Annotated in this window: 16 protein-coding genes and 1 riboswitch; of the genes, 13 read left to right on the plus strand and 3 right to left on the minus strand. The window is 66.2% G+C overall.

Annotation, left to right across the window (positions count from 1 at the left end; translation table 11 throughout):
- Positions 1-3: 3 nt before the first annotated feature.
- Positions 4-585 (minus strand): NuoB/complex I 20 kDa subunit family protein, encoded by a 582-nt coding sequence (locus tag LB558_RS12480; RefSeq protein ID WP_127260748.1) that lies wholly within the window; start codon positions 583-585, stop codon positions 4-6.
- Positions 576-941 carry an NADH-quinone oxidoreductase subunit A gene (locus LB558_RS12485; RefSeq protein ID WP_010910112.1) on the minus strand — a complete coding sequence of 122 codons (366 nt, stop codon included), beginning with the start codon at positions 939-941 and terminating at the stop codon, positions 576-578. The genes LB558_RS12480 and LB558_RS12485 overlap by 10 nt, the downstream gene beginning before the upstream one ends.
- A 331-nt stretch (positions 942-1,272) precedes the next feature.
- Between LB558_RS12485 and LB558_RS12490 the strand changes: the two genes are divergently transcribed.
- From LB558_RS12490 to LB558_RS12525, 8 genes are all read left to right on the plus strand, one after another.
- Positions 1,273-2,472 carry a winged helix-turn-helix domain-containing protein gene (locus LB558_RS12490; protein ID WP_224697826.1) on the plus strand — a complete coding sequence of 400 codons (1,200 nt, stop codon included), beginning with the start codon at positions 1,273-1,275 and terminating at the stop codon, positions 2,470-2,472.
- A gap of 29 nt (positions 2,473-2,501) precedes the next feature.
- Positions 2,502-2,706: riboswitch (cobalamin riboswitch) on the plus strand.
- A 38-nt stretch (positions 2,707-2,744) separates the two neighbouring features.
- The gene (locus LB558_RS12495) at positions 2,745-3,173 is read left to right on the plus strand and encodes a DUF1636 family protein (protein ID WP_224697827.1); all 429 of its coding nucleotides are present in this window, start codon (positions 2,745-2,747) and stop codon (positions 3,171-3,173) included.
- 2 nt (positions 3,174-3,175) lie between these two features.
- Positions 3,176-4,213 carry a cobalamin biosynthesis protein CobW gene (gene cobW / locus LB558_RS12500; RefSeq protein WP_224697828.1) on the plus strand — a complete coding sequence of 346 codons (1,038 nt, stop codon included), beginning with the start codon at positions 3,176-3,178 and terminating at the stop codon, positions 4,211-4,213.
- A gap of 18 nt (positions 4,214-4,231) precedes the next feature.
- The gene (locus LB558_RS12505; RefSeq protein ID WP_224697829.1) at positions 4,232-7,861 is read left to right on the plus strand and encodes a cobaltochelatase subunit CobN; all 3,630 of its coding nucleotides are present in this window, start codon (positions 4,232-4,234) and stop codon (positions 7,859-7,861) included.
- On the plus strand, positions 7,858-9,354 hold the full coding sequence (cobG, locus tag LB558_RS12510; RefSeq protein WP_224697830.1) for a precorrin-3B synthase: 1,497 nt from the start codon (positions 7,858-7,860) through the stop codon (positions 9,352-9,354). Before LB558_RS12505 ends, cobG begins: the two co-directional genes overlap by 4 nt.
- A 2-nt stretch (positions 9,355-9,356) precedes the next feature.
- Positions 9,357-9,989 carry a precorrin-8X methylmutase gene (locus tag LB558_RS12515; protein WP_224697831.1) on the plus strand — a complete coding sequence of 211 codons (633 nt, stop codon included), beginning with the start codon at positions 9,357-9,359 and terminating at the stop codon, positions 9,987-9,989.
- Complete coding sequence (locus LB558_RS12520) at positions 9,986-10,756, plus strand: precorrin-2 C(20)-methyltransferase (RefSeq protein WP_224697832.1); 771 nt, start codon at positions 9,986-9,988, stop codon at positions 10,754-10,756. The genes LB558_RS12515 and LB558_RS12520 overlap by 4 nt, the downstream gene beginning before the upstream one ends.
- Complete coding sequence (locus LB558_RS12525; protein ID WP_224697833.1) at positions 10,753-11,517, plus strand: precorrin-3B C(17)-methyltransferase; 765 nt, start codon at positions 10,753-10,755, stop codon at positions 11,515-11,517. The genes LB558_RS12520 and LB558_RS12525 overlap by 4 nt, the downstream gene beginning before the upstream one ends.
- On the opposite strand, the gene LB558_RS12530 is transcribed toward LB558_RS12525, so the two are convergent.
- Positions 11,481-12,248: a cobalt-precorrin-6A reductase gene (locus LB558_RS12530; protein WP_224697834.1), complete on the minus strand. Its 768-nt coding sequence runs from the start codon at positions 12,246-12,248 to the stop codon at positions 11,481-11,483. The two genes, LB558_RS12525 and LB558_RS12530, sit on opposite strands and share 37 nt — an antisense overlap.
- A gap of 1 nt (position 12,249) precedes the next feature.
- Between LB558_RS12530 and cbiE the strand changes: the two genes are divergently transcribed.
- Genes cbiE through LB558_RS12555 form a run of 5 tightly spaced genes read left to right on the plus strand, consistent with a single transcriptional unit; the run spans position 12,250 to position 16,874 of the window.
- The gene (gene cbiE / locus LB558_RS12535) at positions 12,250-13,491 is read left to right on the plus strand and encodes a precorrin-6y C5,15-methyltransferase (decarboxylating) subunit CbiE (protein ID WP_224697835.1); all 1,242 of its coding nucleotides are present in this window, start codon (positions 12,250-12,252) and stop codon (positions 13,489-13,491) included.
- On the plus strand, positions 13,488-13,988 hold the full coding sequence (locus tag LB558_RS12540; protein ID WP_412033465.1) for a cobalamin biosynthesis protein: 501 nt from the start codon (positions 13,488-13,490) through the stop codon (positions 13,986-13,988). The genes cbiE and LB558_RS12540 overlap by 4 nt, the downstream gene beginning before the upstream one ends.
- Positions 13,985-14,749 carry a precorrin-4 C(11)-methyltransferase gene (cobM, locus tag LB558_RS12545; RefSeq protein ID WP_224697837.1) on the plus strand — a complete coding sequence of 255 codons (765 nt, stop codon included), beginning with the start codon at positions 13,985-13,987 and terminating at the stop codon, positions 14,747-14,749. Before LB558_RS12540 ends, cobM begins: the two co-directional genes overlap by 4 nt.
- Positions 14,746-15,564, plus strand: a complete 819-nt coding sequence (cobA, locus tag LB558_RS12550; protein ID WP_224697838.1) for a uroporphyrinogen-III C-methyltransferase — start codon at positions 14,746-14,748, stop codon at positions 15,562-15,564. The genes cobM and cobA overlap by 4 nt, the downstream gene beginning before the upstream one ends.
- The gene (locus tag LB558_RS12555; RefSeq protein WP_224697839.1) at positions 15,561-16,874 is read left to right on the plus strand and encodes a cobyrinate a,c-diamide synthase; all 1,314 of its coding nucleotides are present in this window, start codon (positions 15,561-15,563) and stop codon (positions 16,872-16,874) included. Before cobA ends, LB558_RS12555 begins: the two co-directional genes overlap by 4 nt.
- Position 16,875 lies beyond the last annotated feature (1 nt).

Here is a 16,875-nt window from a genome sequence, read left to right on the forward strand (position 1 = left end):
GATTTACCGTTCGATCGTGCCGGTGCGGCGGATCTTCTTCTGCAGGAGAAGAATGCCGTAGAGCAGCGCTTCGGCGCTCGGCGGACAGCCGGGCACATAGATGTCGACCGGCACGATGCGGTCGCAGCCGCGCACCACCGAATAGGAATAGTGGTAATAGCCGCCGCCATTGGCGCAGGAGCCCATCGAGATGACGTAGCGCGGCTCCGGCATCTGGTCGTAGACCTTGCGCAGCGCCGGCGCCATCTTGTTGGTCAGCGTTCCGGCCACGATCATGATGTCGGACTGGCGCGGAGACGCGCGCGGCGCAACACCGAAGCGCTCCGAGTCGTAGCGCGGCATCGAAGTGTGGATCATCTCCACCGCGCAGCAGGCGAGACCGAAGGTCATGAACATCAGCGAGCCGCTGCGCGCCCAGGTGATCAGCGCTTCCGTCGAGGTAACGAGAAAGCCCTTGTCGGCCAGTTCGTTGTTGATCTCGAGGAAAAAGGGATCATCCTCCCCCACCGGCCTGCCGGTGTTGGGATCGATGATACCCCTAGGCTTCGGCGCGACGAGGGTGCCTGAACTGTCGTTCAATCCCATTCCAGCGCTCCTTTTTTCCATTCATAGGCAAAGCCGATGGTCAGCACCGCCAAAAACACCATCATCGACCAGAAACCGAGCATGCCGATCTTCGAAAACGACACCGCCCATGGAAACAGGAAGGCCACTTCCAGGTCGAAGATGATGAACAGGATCGACACCAGGTAGAAGCGGATATCGAACTTCATGCGGGCGTCGTCGAACGAGTTGAAACCGCATTCATAGGCGGAAAGCTTTTCAGGATCGGGATTGCGGTAGGCCACCAGGAAGGGCGCGGCCAGCAGCGCCAGGCCGACAACCAGCGCCACGCCTATGAACAGGACGATGGGCAGGTATGAGCTCAAGAGTGCGTTCATGCTCGGCTTTCCGTTGGCGCCAATCCATTTTGATTACAGCACCGGACCCTAATGCGGAAGCGTGACAGTTTAACCGCTGAACCGTTTTAAGGGCCTATGCTGCAACGCGGCGAGGGTTAGCGCAGCACTTCCAGCGAAGCAAGTCAAACCTTGTTCAAAACACCGACCTGGACGGCATATCGCGGCAAACTGGTCCGATCCGCTCCTGTTTGATTTCCTTCTCTTTTTACTCCACTTTTCTCTCCTGACATGAATGCCGCCAAAACCCTGCTAGCATGGGTTGGAATCAGCCATTCGACCCTCGGTCAGAACACTTCAAAGTGATACTTGCATGAAGGAAAAGATCTCGCTCCCCATGGCCCGGCGCATCGCGCTTGCCGCCCAGGGGTTTCTCGATCCCCGCCCGACCGGCACTCCCGACCGCCGGCATTTCGCCCGCACGCTCTCCCGCACCGGCCTGTTGCAGATCGATTCCGTCAGCGCGGTGGTGCGCGCTCATTATATGCCGCTCTATTCCCGGCTTGGCCCCTACCCGCTCTCGCTCCTCGACAATGCCGCGGTTACACGCAAGCGCACGGTGTTCGAATACTGGGCGCACGAGGCCTCCTTCCTGCCGGTCGAGACCTACCCGCTGATGCGCTGGCGCATGGAGCGCGCGGAGCGCGGCGAGGAAATGTATCTGGGCCTCGCCAAATGGGGCCGCGAACACGCCGCCTATATCGAGGAGATCTACCGCCAGGTCGCCGAGCGCGGCCCGATCGCCGCTTCCGCGCTGGAAGGCCAGAAAGGTTCGGGCGGCTGGTGGGGCTGGAGCCATGCCAAGCATGCCTTCGAATGGCTGTTCTGGGCCGGGCGCATCACCACGGCGCACCGGCGCGGCTTCGAACGCTTCTATGACCTGCCCGAACGCGTGCTGCCGCAGGCGGTCCTCGATCTGCCGGTGCCGACGCCTGAGGACGCGCACCGCGAATTGCTGCGCATTTCCGCCCGCGCCCACGGCGTGGCGACATCGGGCGACTTGCGCGATTATTTTCGCCTGTCGCCCGCCGACATGAAAGGCAGGCTGGAGGAACTGGTTGAAACCGGCGAACTGCTGCCGGTAAGCGTCGAAGGTTGGGACAAACCGGCCTATCTTCACCGGGACGCCCGCCTGCCACGCAAAATCGAGGCTCGCGCCCTGCTGGCACCCTTCGATCCGGTCGTCTTCGAACGCTCGCGCACGGAGCGGCTGTTCGACTTCCACTACCGCATCGAGATCTACACGCCAGCCGACAAGCGGCAGTACGGCTATTATGTCCTGCCCTTCCTGCTCGGCGACAGGATCGTGGCGCGCGTCGATCTCAAGGCCGATCGCCCGGCAAGCGTGCTACGCGTCCATGCGGCCTATGCTGAGCCCGGTGCGCCGGCCGAAACAGCTGCTCAGCTGTTTGAGGAATTGAAGCAGATGCAAGGTTGGCTCGGGCTCGAACGCATCGAAGTGACGTCCGCCGGTGACTTGGGTCCGGCGCTGGCCGACCTGACCGTGTCGTAAGCTCGCGTTGACACCGCTGCCCGCAAAAGCCTAAATCCGTTCCAGACGGTCTCTTCTCTTCAACGAGAGGAGCCAAGAGGGAATGCGGTGCGGGACAAAATCCCAAATCCGCGGCTGTCCCCGCAACTGTAAGCGAAGAGCCAAGGCCGAAAGCCACTGGGAGTTCCCGGGAAGGCGGCTACCCAAGGCGATGACTCGCGAGCCAGGAGACCTGCCGTCTGCGACTGTAGAATCCGATCGCCCGGCGGGTTTCCGGGCAAGGAGCCCGATCTTTGGACCACGACAGCAGTTCTTCGGCTGGCACAGCGGATATTTCGTCCGGCCATGATGATGCCTTGGCCGGCGTCACCATCATCGTCTGCGCCTCCTGCCGCGATGAAACCGGTTCCGACGCTCATCCCCGCGCCGGCGAATTGCTGGCGGACGACACGCGCCGCGCCGCATCCGGCGAAAACATCCGCATCCGCAGCGTCGAATGCCTCGGCAATTGCAAGCGCCGCTTGAGCGCCGCCATCCTGCGCGACGGTTGCTGGAGCTATGTCTTCGGCGACCTGACCGCAACCAGCGGCGCCGATCTCGTCACCGGAGCCAAACTCTTCGCCACTTCGAAGGACGGCCTGATTCCATGGCGCGGCCGCCCCGATAGCCTCAAGCGCGGCCTCGTTGCCCGCATCCCTCCCCTCGACATGCTGAAGGACTGACCATGACCGCTTCCCTCTCCCGCGTTCCCTGCACCGTCGTCACCGGCTTCCTCGGCGCCGGCAAGACGACGCTGGTCCGCCATCTGCTGGAAAACGCCGGCGGCAAGCGCATTGCCATCATCGTCAACGAATTCGGCGACATCGGCATCGACGGCGAGATTCTGAAGGGATGCGGCATCGACACCTGTCCGGAAGAAAACATCGTCGAACTGGCCAATGGCTGCATCTGCTGCACCGTCGCCGACGATTTCGTGCCCGCGCTCGACAAGATCCTGTCGCTGACGCCGAAGGTCGACCACATCCTGATCGAGACCTCCGGCCTCGCTTTGCCCAAGCCGCTGGTGCAAGCCTTCCAGTGGCCGAGCGTGAAGAGCCGCGTCACAGTCGATGGCGTCATCGCCGTGGTCGACGGGCCGGCGCTGGCCGAGGGCCGCGTCGCCAACGACATGGACGCCTTGCAGGCGCAGCGCGCCCAGGACGAGACACTCGACCACGACGACCCGGTGGAAGAAGTGTTCGAGGATCAGATCGCCTGCGCCGACCTGATCATCCTGTCGAAGAGCGACCTGATGGACGCCGCCGGCACCGCCCGCGCCAATGCCATCATTGGCGAACACTCCGCCCGCGCAGTGAAGATCGTGCCGACGTCGCATGGCAAGGTCGATCCCTCCGTGTTGCTCGGGCTCGGTCTGGCCGTCGAGGACGACATCGAGAACCGCAAGTCCCATCATGACGGCGCATTCGACCACGAGCATGACGACTTCGACACGTTCATTGTCGACATTGCCTCGATCGCCAATCCCGATGAACTGGCAAAGCGTGTCGCCACGGTCGCCGAAGAAGAAAACGTGCTGCGCGTAAAAGGCTTCGTCGAGGTCGGCGGCAAGCCGATGCGGCTTTTGCTGCAGGCCGTCGGGCCGCGCGTCAATCACTATTACGACCGCGCCTGGACCGCGCAGGACGACCGCCGTTCGCGCCTCGTCGTCATCGGCCTGAAGGGGCTGAACCGCCCGGCGATCGAGCGTATACTTGCCGGCTGATTTCGGACACGGGTTGCGATGCACATCCTCACCACGACATCCGCCTCGCTCGACGACCTCGCCGAGCCGGTCGATCTGCGGCAGACGCCGGCGGATATCGTGGCCCTGTCCTTCACCGACAGCGATCTCGCCGGACTGGCGGCAGCGTGGAAGGCCGACGCCGGCCGACTGCCCTCGATGCGGCTGGCGGCGCTGCGTGACCTGCGCCATCCCATGTCCGTCGATCTCTGGGTGGACAGCGTCGCCCGCCATGCCAAGATCATCCTCGTGCGCATCCTCGGCGGCTACGACTGGTGGCGCTACGGCTGCGACCAGCTCGCCTCGACCGCCCGCGAACGCGGCATAAAACTGGCACTGCTGCCCGGCGAATGCCGCGACGAGGATCTGCGCCTGATCGAAGCCTCGACGCTGCCGCGCGAAGAGCTCGACGGCCTGCTCGACTATTTCCGCGAGGGCGGCCCGGCGAATATGAGCGCGCTGGTGCACAGGTTGGCGAGGCTGGCGGGTTCGGATGCGGATGTCGCAGAGCCTGTCGCGGTCCCAAAAGCTGGCTACTATGAGCCGAACCGCGGCGTCGTCCCCCTCCCCCTCGAGGGGAGGGTCCGGCCGCAGGCCGGGGGTGGAGTCCTCTCCGAAGCGCGTCGACTTGAAGAGACGCCGCGCCCGGTCATACCGACCCCACCCGGCCCTGCGGGCCACCCTCCCCTCGAGGGGGAGGGAAAGGTCGTGCCGATCCTGTTTTACCGCTCGATGCTGCTGGCCGCCGATGTCGCGCCCATCGACGCCCTCGTTGAAGCGCTGCGGCAGCGTGGCATCAGCCCGGTCCCCATCTTCGTATCCAGCCTCAAGGACCCGGCATCCCTGGCGTTCGTGGAAACCGCACTCGCCGCGCTCAAACCCGCCGCCATCATCACCGCCACCGCTTTCGCCTCCGGTGCCGAACCCGGCGTCGAAACCCTGTTCGACCGCGCCGGCGTGCCCGTCTTCCAGGTCATTGTCGCCACCACCCGCCGCGACGTCTGGGAAAACAACCAGCGCGGCCTGGCGCCCGCCGACCTTGCCATGCATGTCGTGCTCCCCGAGCTCGACGGCCGCATCCTGGCCGGCGCCATTTCCTTCAAGGGCGAGACCGAGACTGATCCAGCACTTGGCCACCGCGCATTCGCCAACCGTCCGGAACCGGATCGCGTCGCGCAAGTGGCTGACCGCGTCGCGGCCTTCATCCGTCTGCGTGAGACGCCCCGCGCCGAGCGCAAGCTGGCCATCCTGATTCCGGATTATCCCAGTGCCCCCGGCCGCACCGGCTATGCGGTCGGCCTCGACGTGCCGTCCAGCGTGCTGGCCATGCTGCACGACCTTAGCGAACAGGGCTATGGCGTTGAGGGGATTCCGGCGACGCCGCGTGGGCTGCTGGATTTGTTGGAGCGGGGCAATGATGGGCTGGGGTTGGAAGGCTATCTCGACTTCTCCAAGGATTTGCCTGCTGAGGCAATTGCTATCGTGGAGAGTGCATGGGGCAAAGTCGAAGGTCTGAGCGAGGCACCCCCCTCTGTCCTGCCGGACATCTCCCCCGCAAGGGGGGAGATCAGCAGTTTCCGCGCCGGGGCTACTCTTGCAACTTTGGAGATTGGCGAAGCCGGAGATCAGAGCGTGATCTCCCCCCTTGCGGGGGAGATGTCCGGCAGGACAGAGGGGGGTGTTCACGCGCCGACCTTGCCGCACTTCCCCTTCCGTGCCGCCACCTTCGGCAACATCACCGTAGCACTCGCCCCGGACCGCGGCCGCTCCGCCGACCGCCGCGCCGACTACCACGACCCCACCTTGCCGCCGCGCCATGCATTGCTCGCCTTCGGCCTATGGCTGCGAAAGTCGCTCGGCGTCCACGCGCTGGTCCATGTCGGCGCCCATGGCACGCTGGAATGGCTGCCCGGCAAAACCGTTGCCCTCTCGGAAAACTGTTTTCCCGAGATCGTCACCGGTGCATTACCCGTCATCTATCCCTTCATCGTCTCCAACCCCGGCGAGGCGGCGCAAGCCAAGCGGCGCATTGCCGCCGTCACCCTTGGCCATTTGCCGCCGCCGCTGACCGGCGCCGGGGTGGATGAGGATCAGCACAAGCTCGAGCGGCTGGTCGACGAATATGCGCAGGCCGACGGGCTCGACCGCCGCCGCCGCGACCGGCTGGCCAAGCTGATCGTCGACACCGCGCAAAAAACCGGCCTCGCGACCGAAGCCGGCGTCGCCAGAACCGACGCGCCGGACGAAGCTCTGCGCCGCATCGATGCATGGCTCTGCGACCTCAAGGATTTTGCCATCAAGGACGGGCTGCATATCTATGGCCGCGCCCCTGAGGAGGAGCCGGACGCCATGCGGCGACAAAGCGCTGCAGCCGAGAAGGCGGCGCTGCTCGCCGCGCTCGATGGGCGCCACGTCAAGGCCGGTCCAGCCGGCGCGCCCGCGCGTGGCCGTTCCGACGTCTTGCCCACCGGCCGCAATTTGTTCACGTCGGACCCGCGCACCATGCCGACGCCGACCGCCTATGATCTGGGCAAGGCAGCGGCGGAGGAAGTCGTGCGCGGCTACATGCAGTCGCATGGCGACTGGCCGCGCTCGCTGGTCATCGATCTCTGGGGCTCGGCCTCGCTGCGCACCGGCGGCGAGGAGATCGCCCAAGGCCTGGCGCTGATGGGCTGCCGGCCGCAATGGGATTCGGCGACTGGCCGCATCACCGGCATCGAAGTGCTGCCGCCGGCCACGCTTGGCCGCCCGCGCGTCGATGTCACCTGGCGCATATCAGGCCTGTTCCGCGACATGTTCCCGACCCAGATCGCGCTGATCGATGCCGCCGCCAACGCCGTTGCCGCCCGCGACGAGGACGATACGGAAAACCCGCTCGCGGCAAAAACCCGCGCTGACGGCAAGATCAGCCCGCGCATCTTCGGCACCTCGCCCGGCACCTATGGCGCCGGCGTCGAGGACCTTTTGTCCAGCGGCGACTGGGCGGCGCGCGAAGAGATCGGCCGCGCCTATCTCGACGCCACCTCGCATGCCTATGGCGGCGCCGAGGGCGAAGGCGTCTCCGCGCCCGGCGCCTTCGAAACCCGCATCGCCGTGGCCGATCTTCTCGTCCACACCGGCGACGATCCCGGCCGCGACATCCTCGAAGGCTCCGCCGACGTCGCCTTCATCGGAGGCTTTTCGGCTGCCCTTGCGGCGCTCGGCAGGAATGCGGACGTCATCGTGCTCGACACCAGGGACCCGCAAAAGCCGAAACCACGCTCGGTCGGCGAGGCCGTATCGCGCGTAGTACGCGCTCGCGCCATCAATCCACGCTTCATATCAGGCCAGATGCGGCACGGCCCGCGTGGCGCCTCCGAATTCGCCGAAACCGTCGACCGGCTGGTCAGCTTTGCCGAAACCACGCATGCCATTTCAGGTGCGCTGATCGAGGCGGTTCATGATGCTTATCTCGGCGATCCCATCGTCCGCGCCTTTATCCTGCGCGAAAACCCGGCCGCTGCCAAAGTCATCGCCGAGCGTTTTCTCTCGGCGCGCCGGCGCGGCCTCTGGCATCCCTTGCGCAATTCTATCGACGACGACCTTACGGCCCTGATTGCCGAAGCAGAAGCGCTTGGGGTGGCGGCATGAACGCCTTCTCGCGCCGCGGCGCCTGTCCGGCCCTGTCGGCGCCGATGCAGACCGGCGATGGGCTTTTGGTGCGGCTCAACCCGGTCACGGGAGGCCCATCTTCTGGAGAATTGTCGCCGAAGCTTTTGATCGGGCTCTGCGAATCCGCCTTGCGGCATGGCAACGGCATCATGGAAGTCACCGCGCGCGGCAGTCTGCAGATACGCGGACTGACCACGGACAGCGCGCCTCTGTTGGCGGCGGAGGTCGATGCGCTTGATATCGCGGTGCGCACCGGCGTGCCGGTCGAGACCGGCCCGCTGGCCGGCATCGACCCGCAGGAGATTGCCGATCCCCGGCCGCTGGCTGAACGGATCAGGACAGCGGTTGAAGAGGCTGGGCCGACGCAACGGCTGGGGCCGAAGGTTTCCGTGATTGTCGATGGCGGCGGGCAACTGACGATGGATGCGGTCACGGCCGATGTGCGGCTGACTGCGGTGCGGATCGATGCGGGAACTCGCTGGCTGGTGTCTGTCGCGGGTGACGGGCGGAATGCAAGGTCGCTTGTCACAGCGCAAGACGATGCCGCGCGCGATATCGCTGTTGCTGTGCTCAGGATGGTTGCCGAGAAGGGTCGCGAGGCTCACGCACGCGATTTGTCGGATAGACAGTTGGTTTCTCTCGCAGGTTGGCACTCCGTCACACCCCCCTCTGTCCTGCCGGACATCTCCCCCGCAAGGGGGGAGATTGGCAGCCTCCACGGCAGTGCCTCTTCTTCAACCGTTGGAGATTGGCGAAAGCCGACACGACATCCGATCTCCCCCCTTGCGGGGGAGATGTCCGGCAGGACAGAGGGGGGTGTGCAGGATCGCCAACCCATCGGCCTTTTCCCTTTGAGCGACAACGCTATCGCCCTGGGCATCGCCCTGCCTTACGGCAGCATGCCCGCGGATAAGATTATCGACCTCGCAAAAAGCGCCCTCGCCCTCGGCACATCGGAAATCCGTCTTGCCCCCGGCCGCGCCCTGCTCTTCCTCGGCCTTCCGCCGGCAGCCAACCAACCCCTCCAGCGCGCCGCCGCCACCCTCGGCTTCGTCACCTCCCCCGCCGACCCGCGCACGCGCATCGCCGCGTGCCCTGGCACACCAGCCTGCGCCTCCGGCCGCATCGCCACGCGCGACATTGCCGAGACGATCGCCGCTGAAAACGCCGACATCCTCGACTTCACGCTCCACATTTCAGGCTGCGCCAAGGGCTGCGCCCACCCCGGCCCGGCGGCGCTGACGATAGTCGGCGGCGAAAATGGAGCCGGGCTTGTCGTGAACGCGACGGCAAAGGCCCTTCCTGCCGGCTACAGGCCGGGCTATGACGCCGCGCGCGGTATCAGCGGCGTCGCGGCAATGATCCGCAGCACACGATACCAAGGCGAAGCCGCCGCCGCTTGCCTGACAAGGCTCGGGCCGGCCGGAATCGCCGAGGCTTACCGACAGGCCCAAACTGAAAAACGGAAATGAGCATGGCCGCCTACGACTATATCCATGACGGCACGGCGATCTACGAGCGCTCCTTCGCCATCATCCGCGCAGAGGCCGATCTGTCGCGCTTCTCCGAAGCCGAGTCCGATGTCGCCATCCGCATGATCCATGCCTGCGGCCAGGTCGAAGCATCAAACCATTTTGTTTTTTCACCTGATTTCGTCGCTGCCGCGCGCAAAGCACTCGCCGCCGGCGCGCCGATCTTCTGCGACGCGGAGATGGTCTCGCACGGTGTCACCCGCGCCAGGCTGCCGGCCGGCAATGAGGTGATCTGCACCTTGCGCGACCCGCGCACGCATGACATCGCCAGGGAGATCGGCAACACCCGCTCCGCCGCCGCGATCGATCTTTGGGGCGAGCGCATGGCCGGTTCGGTGGTCGCCATCGGCAATGCGCCGACCGCACTTTTTTACATGCTGGAAAAACTGCGCGATGGCGCGCCAAAGCCGGCGGCCATCATCGGCATGCCGGTCGGCTTCGTCGGCGCCGCCGAATCCAAGGATGCGCTGGCCGAAAATTCCTATGGCGTGCCCTATGCCATCGTGCGTGGCCGGCTTGGCGGCAGCGCCATGACCGCCGCAGCGCTCAATTCACTGGCGAGGCCCGGCCTGTGAACGCGCTTGCCGAAGCCAGTTCAGGGGGCCGTCTCGTCGGCGTCGGCACCGGTCCCGGCGATCCCGAACTGTTGACGCTGAAGGCCGCGCGGATCCTGGCCGAGGCCGACGTCGTGGCGTATTTCGCCAAGCGCGGCAACAACAGCAACGCGCGCGCCATTGTCGAAGCGCAGTTCCGGCCTGAAATGACGGAACTGCCGCTGCTCTATCCCGTGACCACCGAAATCGACAAGGATCACGACGACTACCGCTCGCAGATCACGGCCTTCTACGAGGAGTCGGCCGAAAAGGTCGCCGAACACCTTCAGGCAGGCAGGATGGTTGCCGTGCTCTCCGAAGGCGACCCACTGTTCTACGGCTCCTACATGCATCTGCATGTCCGTCTCGCCCATCGCTTCCCGACCGAAGTCATTCCCGGCGTCACCGCCATGTCCGGCTGCTGGTCGCAGACCGGTGTTCCGATCGTCCAGGGCGACGACGTGTTGACCGTGCTGCCCGGCACGATGAGCGAATTCGAGCTGACGCGCCGGCTGGCCGACACCGATGCCGCCGTCATCATGAAGGTCGGCCGCAACCTGCCCAAGATCAGGCGGGCACTTGAAGCTACGGCCAAGCTGTCGCGCGCCGTCTATGTCGAGCGCGGCACCATGGCCGGCAGCGTCTCGATGAAACTTGCCGACAAGCGGGACGACAAGGCGCCCTACTTCGCCATCGTCCTGGTCGCCGGCTGGTCCGGCCGCCCCGGCGCTTTGGGAGCGCAAGCATGAGCGGCCGCCTCACCGTCATCGGCCTTGGCCCCGGCAATGCCGATCAGGTCACCCCGGAAGCCAGCCGCGCCGTCGCCGACGCGAAATTCTTTTACGGCTATAAACCCTATCTCGACCGGCTGGAGCTGCGCCCGGACCAGACCCGCGTGGCCTCGGACAATCGCGAGGAACTCGCCCGCTCCAAGGACGCCTTGGTCAAAGCCGCCGAGGGCCATGACGTCGCCGTCGTCTCCGGCGGCGACCCCGGCGTGTTCGCCATGGCAGCTGCTGTCTGCGAGGCGATCGAGGCCGGCCCGGCCGAATGGCGCGCGGTCGATATAGCCGTCGTGCCCGGCATCACCGCCATGCTGGCGGTCGCCGCCCGCATCGGCGCGCCGCTTGGCCATGATTTCTGCGCCATCTCGCTGTCAGACAATCTGAAGCCCTGGGATCTGATCGAGTTGCGCCTGCTGGCGGCGGCCGGCGCCGGCTTCGTCATCGCGCTTTACAACCCGATCAGCAAAGCGCGCCCCTGGCAACTCGGCCGCGCCTTCGAGTGTCTGGCCGCGATCCTGCCCGGCACCACGCCGGTGATTTTCGGTCGCGCCGCCGGCCGCCCGGACGAGCGCATCGAGGTCTATCTGCTGGCCGATGTCGAGGCTGAAAAGGCCGACATGGCGACCTGCATCATCATCGGCTCGCCGGAAACAAGGATCATCAAGCGCGGCGAGAAGCCGGCGCTGGTCTACACGCCGCGTTCGGCAGCGGGCTCGACGAAATGATAGACCATCGCGGCCAGGGCTTCGACGGTTTCAGCCGAAGGCACATCCGGCAGATCAGGCCGGCGGATCATCACCACCTCGATGCCAAGCGCCCGCGCCGCGGCGATCTTGCCATAGGTCGCCTCGCCGCCACTGTTCTTGGACACGACGATTCCGATGCGCTGCTCCTGGAGCAGCGCTCGCTCGTCGACTTCCCGAAACGGTCCGCGCGCCAGCAGATATCGAGCGTTCGGCACCGCCAGCTTCGGGTCGACCGCGTCGACGCTGCGGATCAGGTAATGGTGCTGGGGCGCCGCTTCGAACGCAGCAACCTCCTGCCGGCCCAGCGCCAGGAAGACGCGGCGCGGCGCCGCTCCAAGCGCTTGCACCGCGTCAGCAACGGTAGCGGCCAGCGTCCACCGATCGCCCTCGACAGGTTCCCAGCCCGGGCGGCGCAGAGCCAGGATCGGCACGCCGGCAGCGCGCACGGCCTGCGCGGCATTGGCGGAGATTTGCGCCGCATAGGGGTGCGTGGCGTCGATCAACAAATCGATATGCTCTTTCCGCAGGTAAGCGGCCAACCCGTCGGCACCGCCAAAACCTCCGCTTCGCACTGGCACGCCTTGTGCGACCGGGCTTTCGGTGCGCCCGGCCAGAGACAGCGCAATCGACAGGCCGGCGTGCGCGGCCAGTTTTCCAACCAGTTGCCGGGCTTCCGAGGTGCCGCCAAGGATCAGAATGCGGTGGGTCATCATGCCTGCTAAGGGTCCGCACGGTGCCAAGCTCAACTCAAGATGGCTTACAGTCGTCGGCATCGGCGAGGACGGTTTAGCGGGTCTCGGCGACGAGGCCAAGCGACTGATCGCAGACGCGGAAATCATCTTCGGCGGCAAGCGGCACCTGGCGCTGGTCGCGTCCTTCGCCAAGGGCGAGCCGCGCTCATGGCCGGTTCCTTTCGATGCCGAGATGACTGAGGTCCTGGCGCTTGCCGGCCGGAATGTCTGCGTGCTCGCTTCCGGCGATCCGTTCTTCCATGGTGTCGGCGCCACCCTCGCCCGCAAGGTGAAACCACTGGAGATGCATGTCATCCCCGCACCGTCAGCCGTTTCGCTGGCGGCCGCCCGGCTCGGCTGGGCGCTGCAGGATACCGAGACTGTCTCGCTGCACGGCCGGCCGCTCGACCTGATCCGTCCGCTGCTGCAGCCAGGCGCGCGCATTTTGGCACTGACCTCGGATGCCCAAGCCCCTGAGGCAATCGCCCGCCTGCTCACCGAACTCGACTTTGGCGCCTCGCGGTTGACGATCCTGGAGGCGCTGGGCGGGCCGAACGAGAGCCGGCGCACGGCCCGCGCTGACGCCTTCGATCTCGAAAACATCAATCCACTCAACGTGCTGGCGGTCGAAGTTGAATCCGGTCCGGATGCGCGCATCCTGCCGCTCACATCAGGCCTTGCCGATCATCTGTTCGACCATGACGGCCAGATCACCAAGTGCGAAATCCGCGCGATCACCCTGTCGGCGCTGGCGCCGAAGCGCGGCGAGTTGCTGTGGGACATCGGCGCTGGTTCCGGTTCCATCGGCATCGAATGGATGCTGGCCCATCCCTCGATGCGCACGATTGCCGTCGAGGCCGACCCGATCCGCGCCGCCCGCATTGGCCGCAACGCCGCCGCCTGTGGCGTTCCCGGCCTTGTCGTGGTGGAAGGCAGCGCGCCCAAGGCACTTGCCAGGCTGGACACGCCGGACGCGATCTTCATTGGTGGCGGCGGCAGCGATGCCGGCGTGTTGAACGCTGCCATCAAGGCCCTGCGCGCCGGCGGTCGTCTTGTCGCCAACGCGGTGACGCTGGAGATGGAAACCTTGCTTCTTGCCCGCCATGTCTCGCTCGGCGGCGATCTCACGCGGATAAACATATCCCGCGCTTCGCCCGTCGGCGCGATGCAGGCATGGCGGCCGGCCATGCCGGTCACCCAATGGATCTGGGTGAAGCCATGATGGTCGCGGGCATCGGCAGCCGAAAAGGTGTGCGTGTCGAGGACGTGCTTGCCGCGATAGAAACCGCGCTCGAAGCGCATGGGTTGGCGATGACGGCTCTTTCCGCACTGGCCACGACTGAATTCAAACGCAACGAAGGAGCTATTTTCGCTGCCGGCCGTGAACTCAACCTCCCGGTGATAGTGGTCGATGTCGTCAGCTCCGGACCGCCGCTCCCCCTCACCCAGCCTCCGCTTCGCTCGGCTGACCTCTCCCCGAGGGGAGAGGAGACTATCGGCGCCGCAGCCAGTCTCTTCTCCCCAACGGGGAGACGGTGGCCCGAAGGGCCGGATGGGGGGGCCGCCTCGCGCCATCTCTCGCAAGAACTCACCGGCACGCCCTCGGTTTCCGAGGCGTCAGCCCTCGCCGTTGCCGGCGCTGGGGCAAAACTGCTCGGCCCCCACACGGTGCTCGGCCCGGTCACCTGCGCCATCGCCATCAGCGGAGATGCGCCATGACCGTTCATTTCATCGGCGCCGGCCCGGGTGCGGCCGACCTCATCACGCTGCGCGGCGCAAGGCTGCTGGCCAGCTGCCCTGTCTGCCTCCATGCCGGTTCAATCGTCGCGCCCGAATTGCTGCAGCACTGCGCGCCGGGGACAAAACTGATCGACACCGCACCGATGTCCCTCGACGAGATCGAGGCCGAGTATGTCGCGGCGCATAAGGCCGGCCACGATGTCGCCCGCCTGCATTCCGGCGACCTGTCGGTGTGGAGCGCCGTTGCCGAGCAGATCCGGCGGCTGGAAAAGCATGGCATCCCTTACACGCTGACGCCGGGCGTGCCCTCCTTCGCCGCCGCTGCCGCTGCACTGCGCCGCGAGCTGACCATTCCCGAAGTCGCGCAAAGCCTGGTGCTGACCCGCATTTCCGGGCGCGCCTCACAAATGCCGCCCGGCGAAACGCTGGCCGGCTTCGGCCGCACCGGCGCCATGCTGGCCATTCATCTGGCCATCCACGCCATCGACCGTGTTGTCGCCGAACTGACGCCGCACTATGGCGGCGATTGCTCGGTGGCCATCGTCTTCCGCGCCTCCTGGCCGGACGAGCGCGTGCTGACCGGTACGCTTGCCACCATCGAAGCGCTGCTCGCAGCCGATCCGATGGAGCGCACGGCGATCATCTTCGTCGGCCGCTCGCTGGCGGCGGAAGGTTTTGGCGAGAGTTCATTGTACGACGCCCACTACCAGCGGCGTTTTCGCGGACGGGACGGATTGTGAGCGGCAGCACCAAAAATACCGGCGAAAACGCCACGCTCGAACAGGCGTTGTCCCGGCTAAACTTCAAGCCGCGCCGGCTTGAGCCCGGCCATGTCTGGCTGGCCGGCGCCGGTCCCGGCGACCCCGGCTGCCTGACCCTGGAAGTGCTGGCGGCGTTGGCCGAGGCGGATGCGCTGGTCTATGACGCGCTGGTCTCGCCTGATGTTGTCGCCGTTGCCGAAAATGCCGAGCTTTTCTTCGCCGGCAAGCGCGGCGGAAAACCGTCGATGAAACAGGACGACATCACCGCCCTTCTGGTGCGGCTGGCGCGCGACGGCCGCCGTGTCGTCAGGCTGAAGGGCGGCGACCCCTACATCTTCGGCCGTGGCGGCGAAGAAGCTCTGGCGCTGGCACGCGAAAACATCCCGTTCCGCGTGCTGCCCGGCCTGACATCCGGCCTGAGTGCCTTGGCCGCCACCGGCATCCCGGCCACCATGCGCGGCATCAACAAGGCGGTGATCCTGGCGACGGGCCATGCCGCCGGCACCGATGACGATCTCGACTGGGCGGCAATCGCCCGCACCGGCCAGCCTGTCGTCGTCTATATGGGCATGGCCAATCTGCCGCTGATATCAGCCGCACTGCTGGATGGCGGGCTGGCGCCGTCAACGCCGGCGGCAGTGATCGTCGCCGCGACGACGCCGCAGGAACGGACCGTCGTTGCCACGCTCGCCACCATCGCCGAGGAAGCCGCGGCCGCCGGCCTCGCCTCCCCGGCGCTGATCATCGTCGGCGGCATCGTTGCCATGCGCGCGGCGCTGGCGGGGCAAGCATGACGGCGCGCGCGATCATAATCGGCGCGCCGCGCTCCGGCTCCGGCAAGACCAGCGTCGCCATCGGCATCCTGCGCGCGCTGACCCGGCGCGGGCTGAAAGTGCGCGGCGCCAAATCCGGCCCCGACTATATCGACCCCGGCTTCCACACCGCCGCCACGGGCCTTTCCGGCGTCAATCTCGACAGCTGGGCGATGCCGCCATCGCTGCTCAACGCGCTCGCCGCACAGGCCGCCGACGATACCGATTTCGTCATCCTCGAAAGCGCCATGGGCCTGTTCGACGGCATTCCGGCAGCTCAAGGCCGCACCGGTTCGGCGGCCGACCTGGCGCGGCTCTACGGCCTGCCGGTGCTGCTAGTGCTCGACGTTTCCGGCCAGTCGACCACCGCAGCAGCCGTCGCCAAGGGTTTTGCCACCTATGATCCGGACGTGCGTATGGCGGGCGTCGTGCTCAATAGGCTCGGCAGCGAGCGTCACCGCCGGCTGTCGGGCGACGCCATCGAGGCGATCGGCCTGCCGGTCGTCGGCGCCATCCTGCGCGACCCCACGCTCAACCTGCCCGAGCGCCACCTCGGCCTCGTCCAGGCCGGTGAGTATGACGACCTGATGGCGCATCTCGACCGGCTGGCCGACATGGCGGAAAAGTCGCTCGACCTCGACGCTATCATGGCCCTGGCGACACCTTTCACCCCAGCGCCCGGCGGTTTCGACGACGCGCTCGCGCCACCCGGTCAGCGGATCGCGCTGGCCGAGGATGCCGCCTTCACCTTCCTCTATCCGCATGTCGCGGCGTACTGGCGCAAGGCCGGTGCCGAAATCGTCCCGTTCTCGCCGCTCGCCGACGAAGCACCCGACGAGGACTGCGACGTCTGTTGGCTGCCCGGCGGCTATCCCGAACTTCACGCGGCCCGCCTTGCAGCGGCCACGAATTTCCGCGCCGGGATGGCGCGTTTCGCCGCGACGAAGCCGGTCCATGGCGAATGCGGTGGCTTCATGGTGCTGGGCGAAGCGCTGGAGGACGCGTCAGGCGAAACCCATGCGATGCTCGGCCTGCTCGGCCATTCCACCAGCTTCGCCAAACGCAAGATGAACCTCGGCTACCGAGAGGCGCGGCTGCGCGCCGATTGCCCGCTGGGCTCGGCCGGCGCCCTGATCCGTGGCCACGAATTCCACTATGCGCAGATGACTGCCACCGGCAATGACGAGCCGCTCGCCGACCTGGCCGACGGCCAGGGCAATCCGATCGGCGCCTCTGGCTACCGGCGCGGCCATGTCAGCGGCACCTTCTTCCACGCGATTGCGAGGGGCTAGA

The organism is Mesorhizobium sp. CO1-1-8 (assembly GCF_020164875.1).
Taxonomy (GTDB): domain Bacteria; phylum Pseudomonadota; class Alphaproteobacteria; order Rhizobiales; family Rhizobiaceae; genus Mesorhizobium.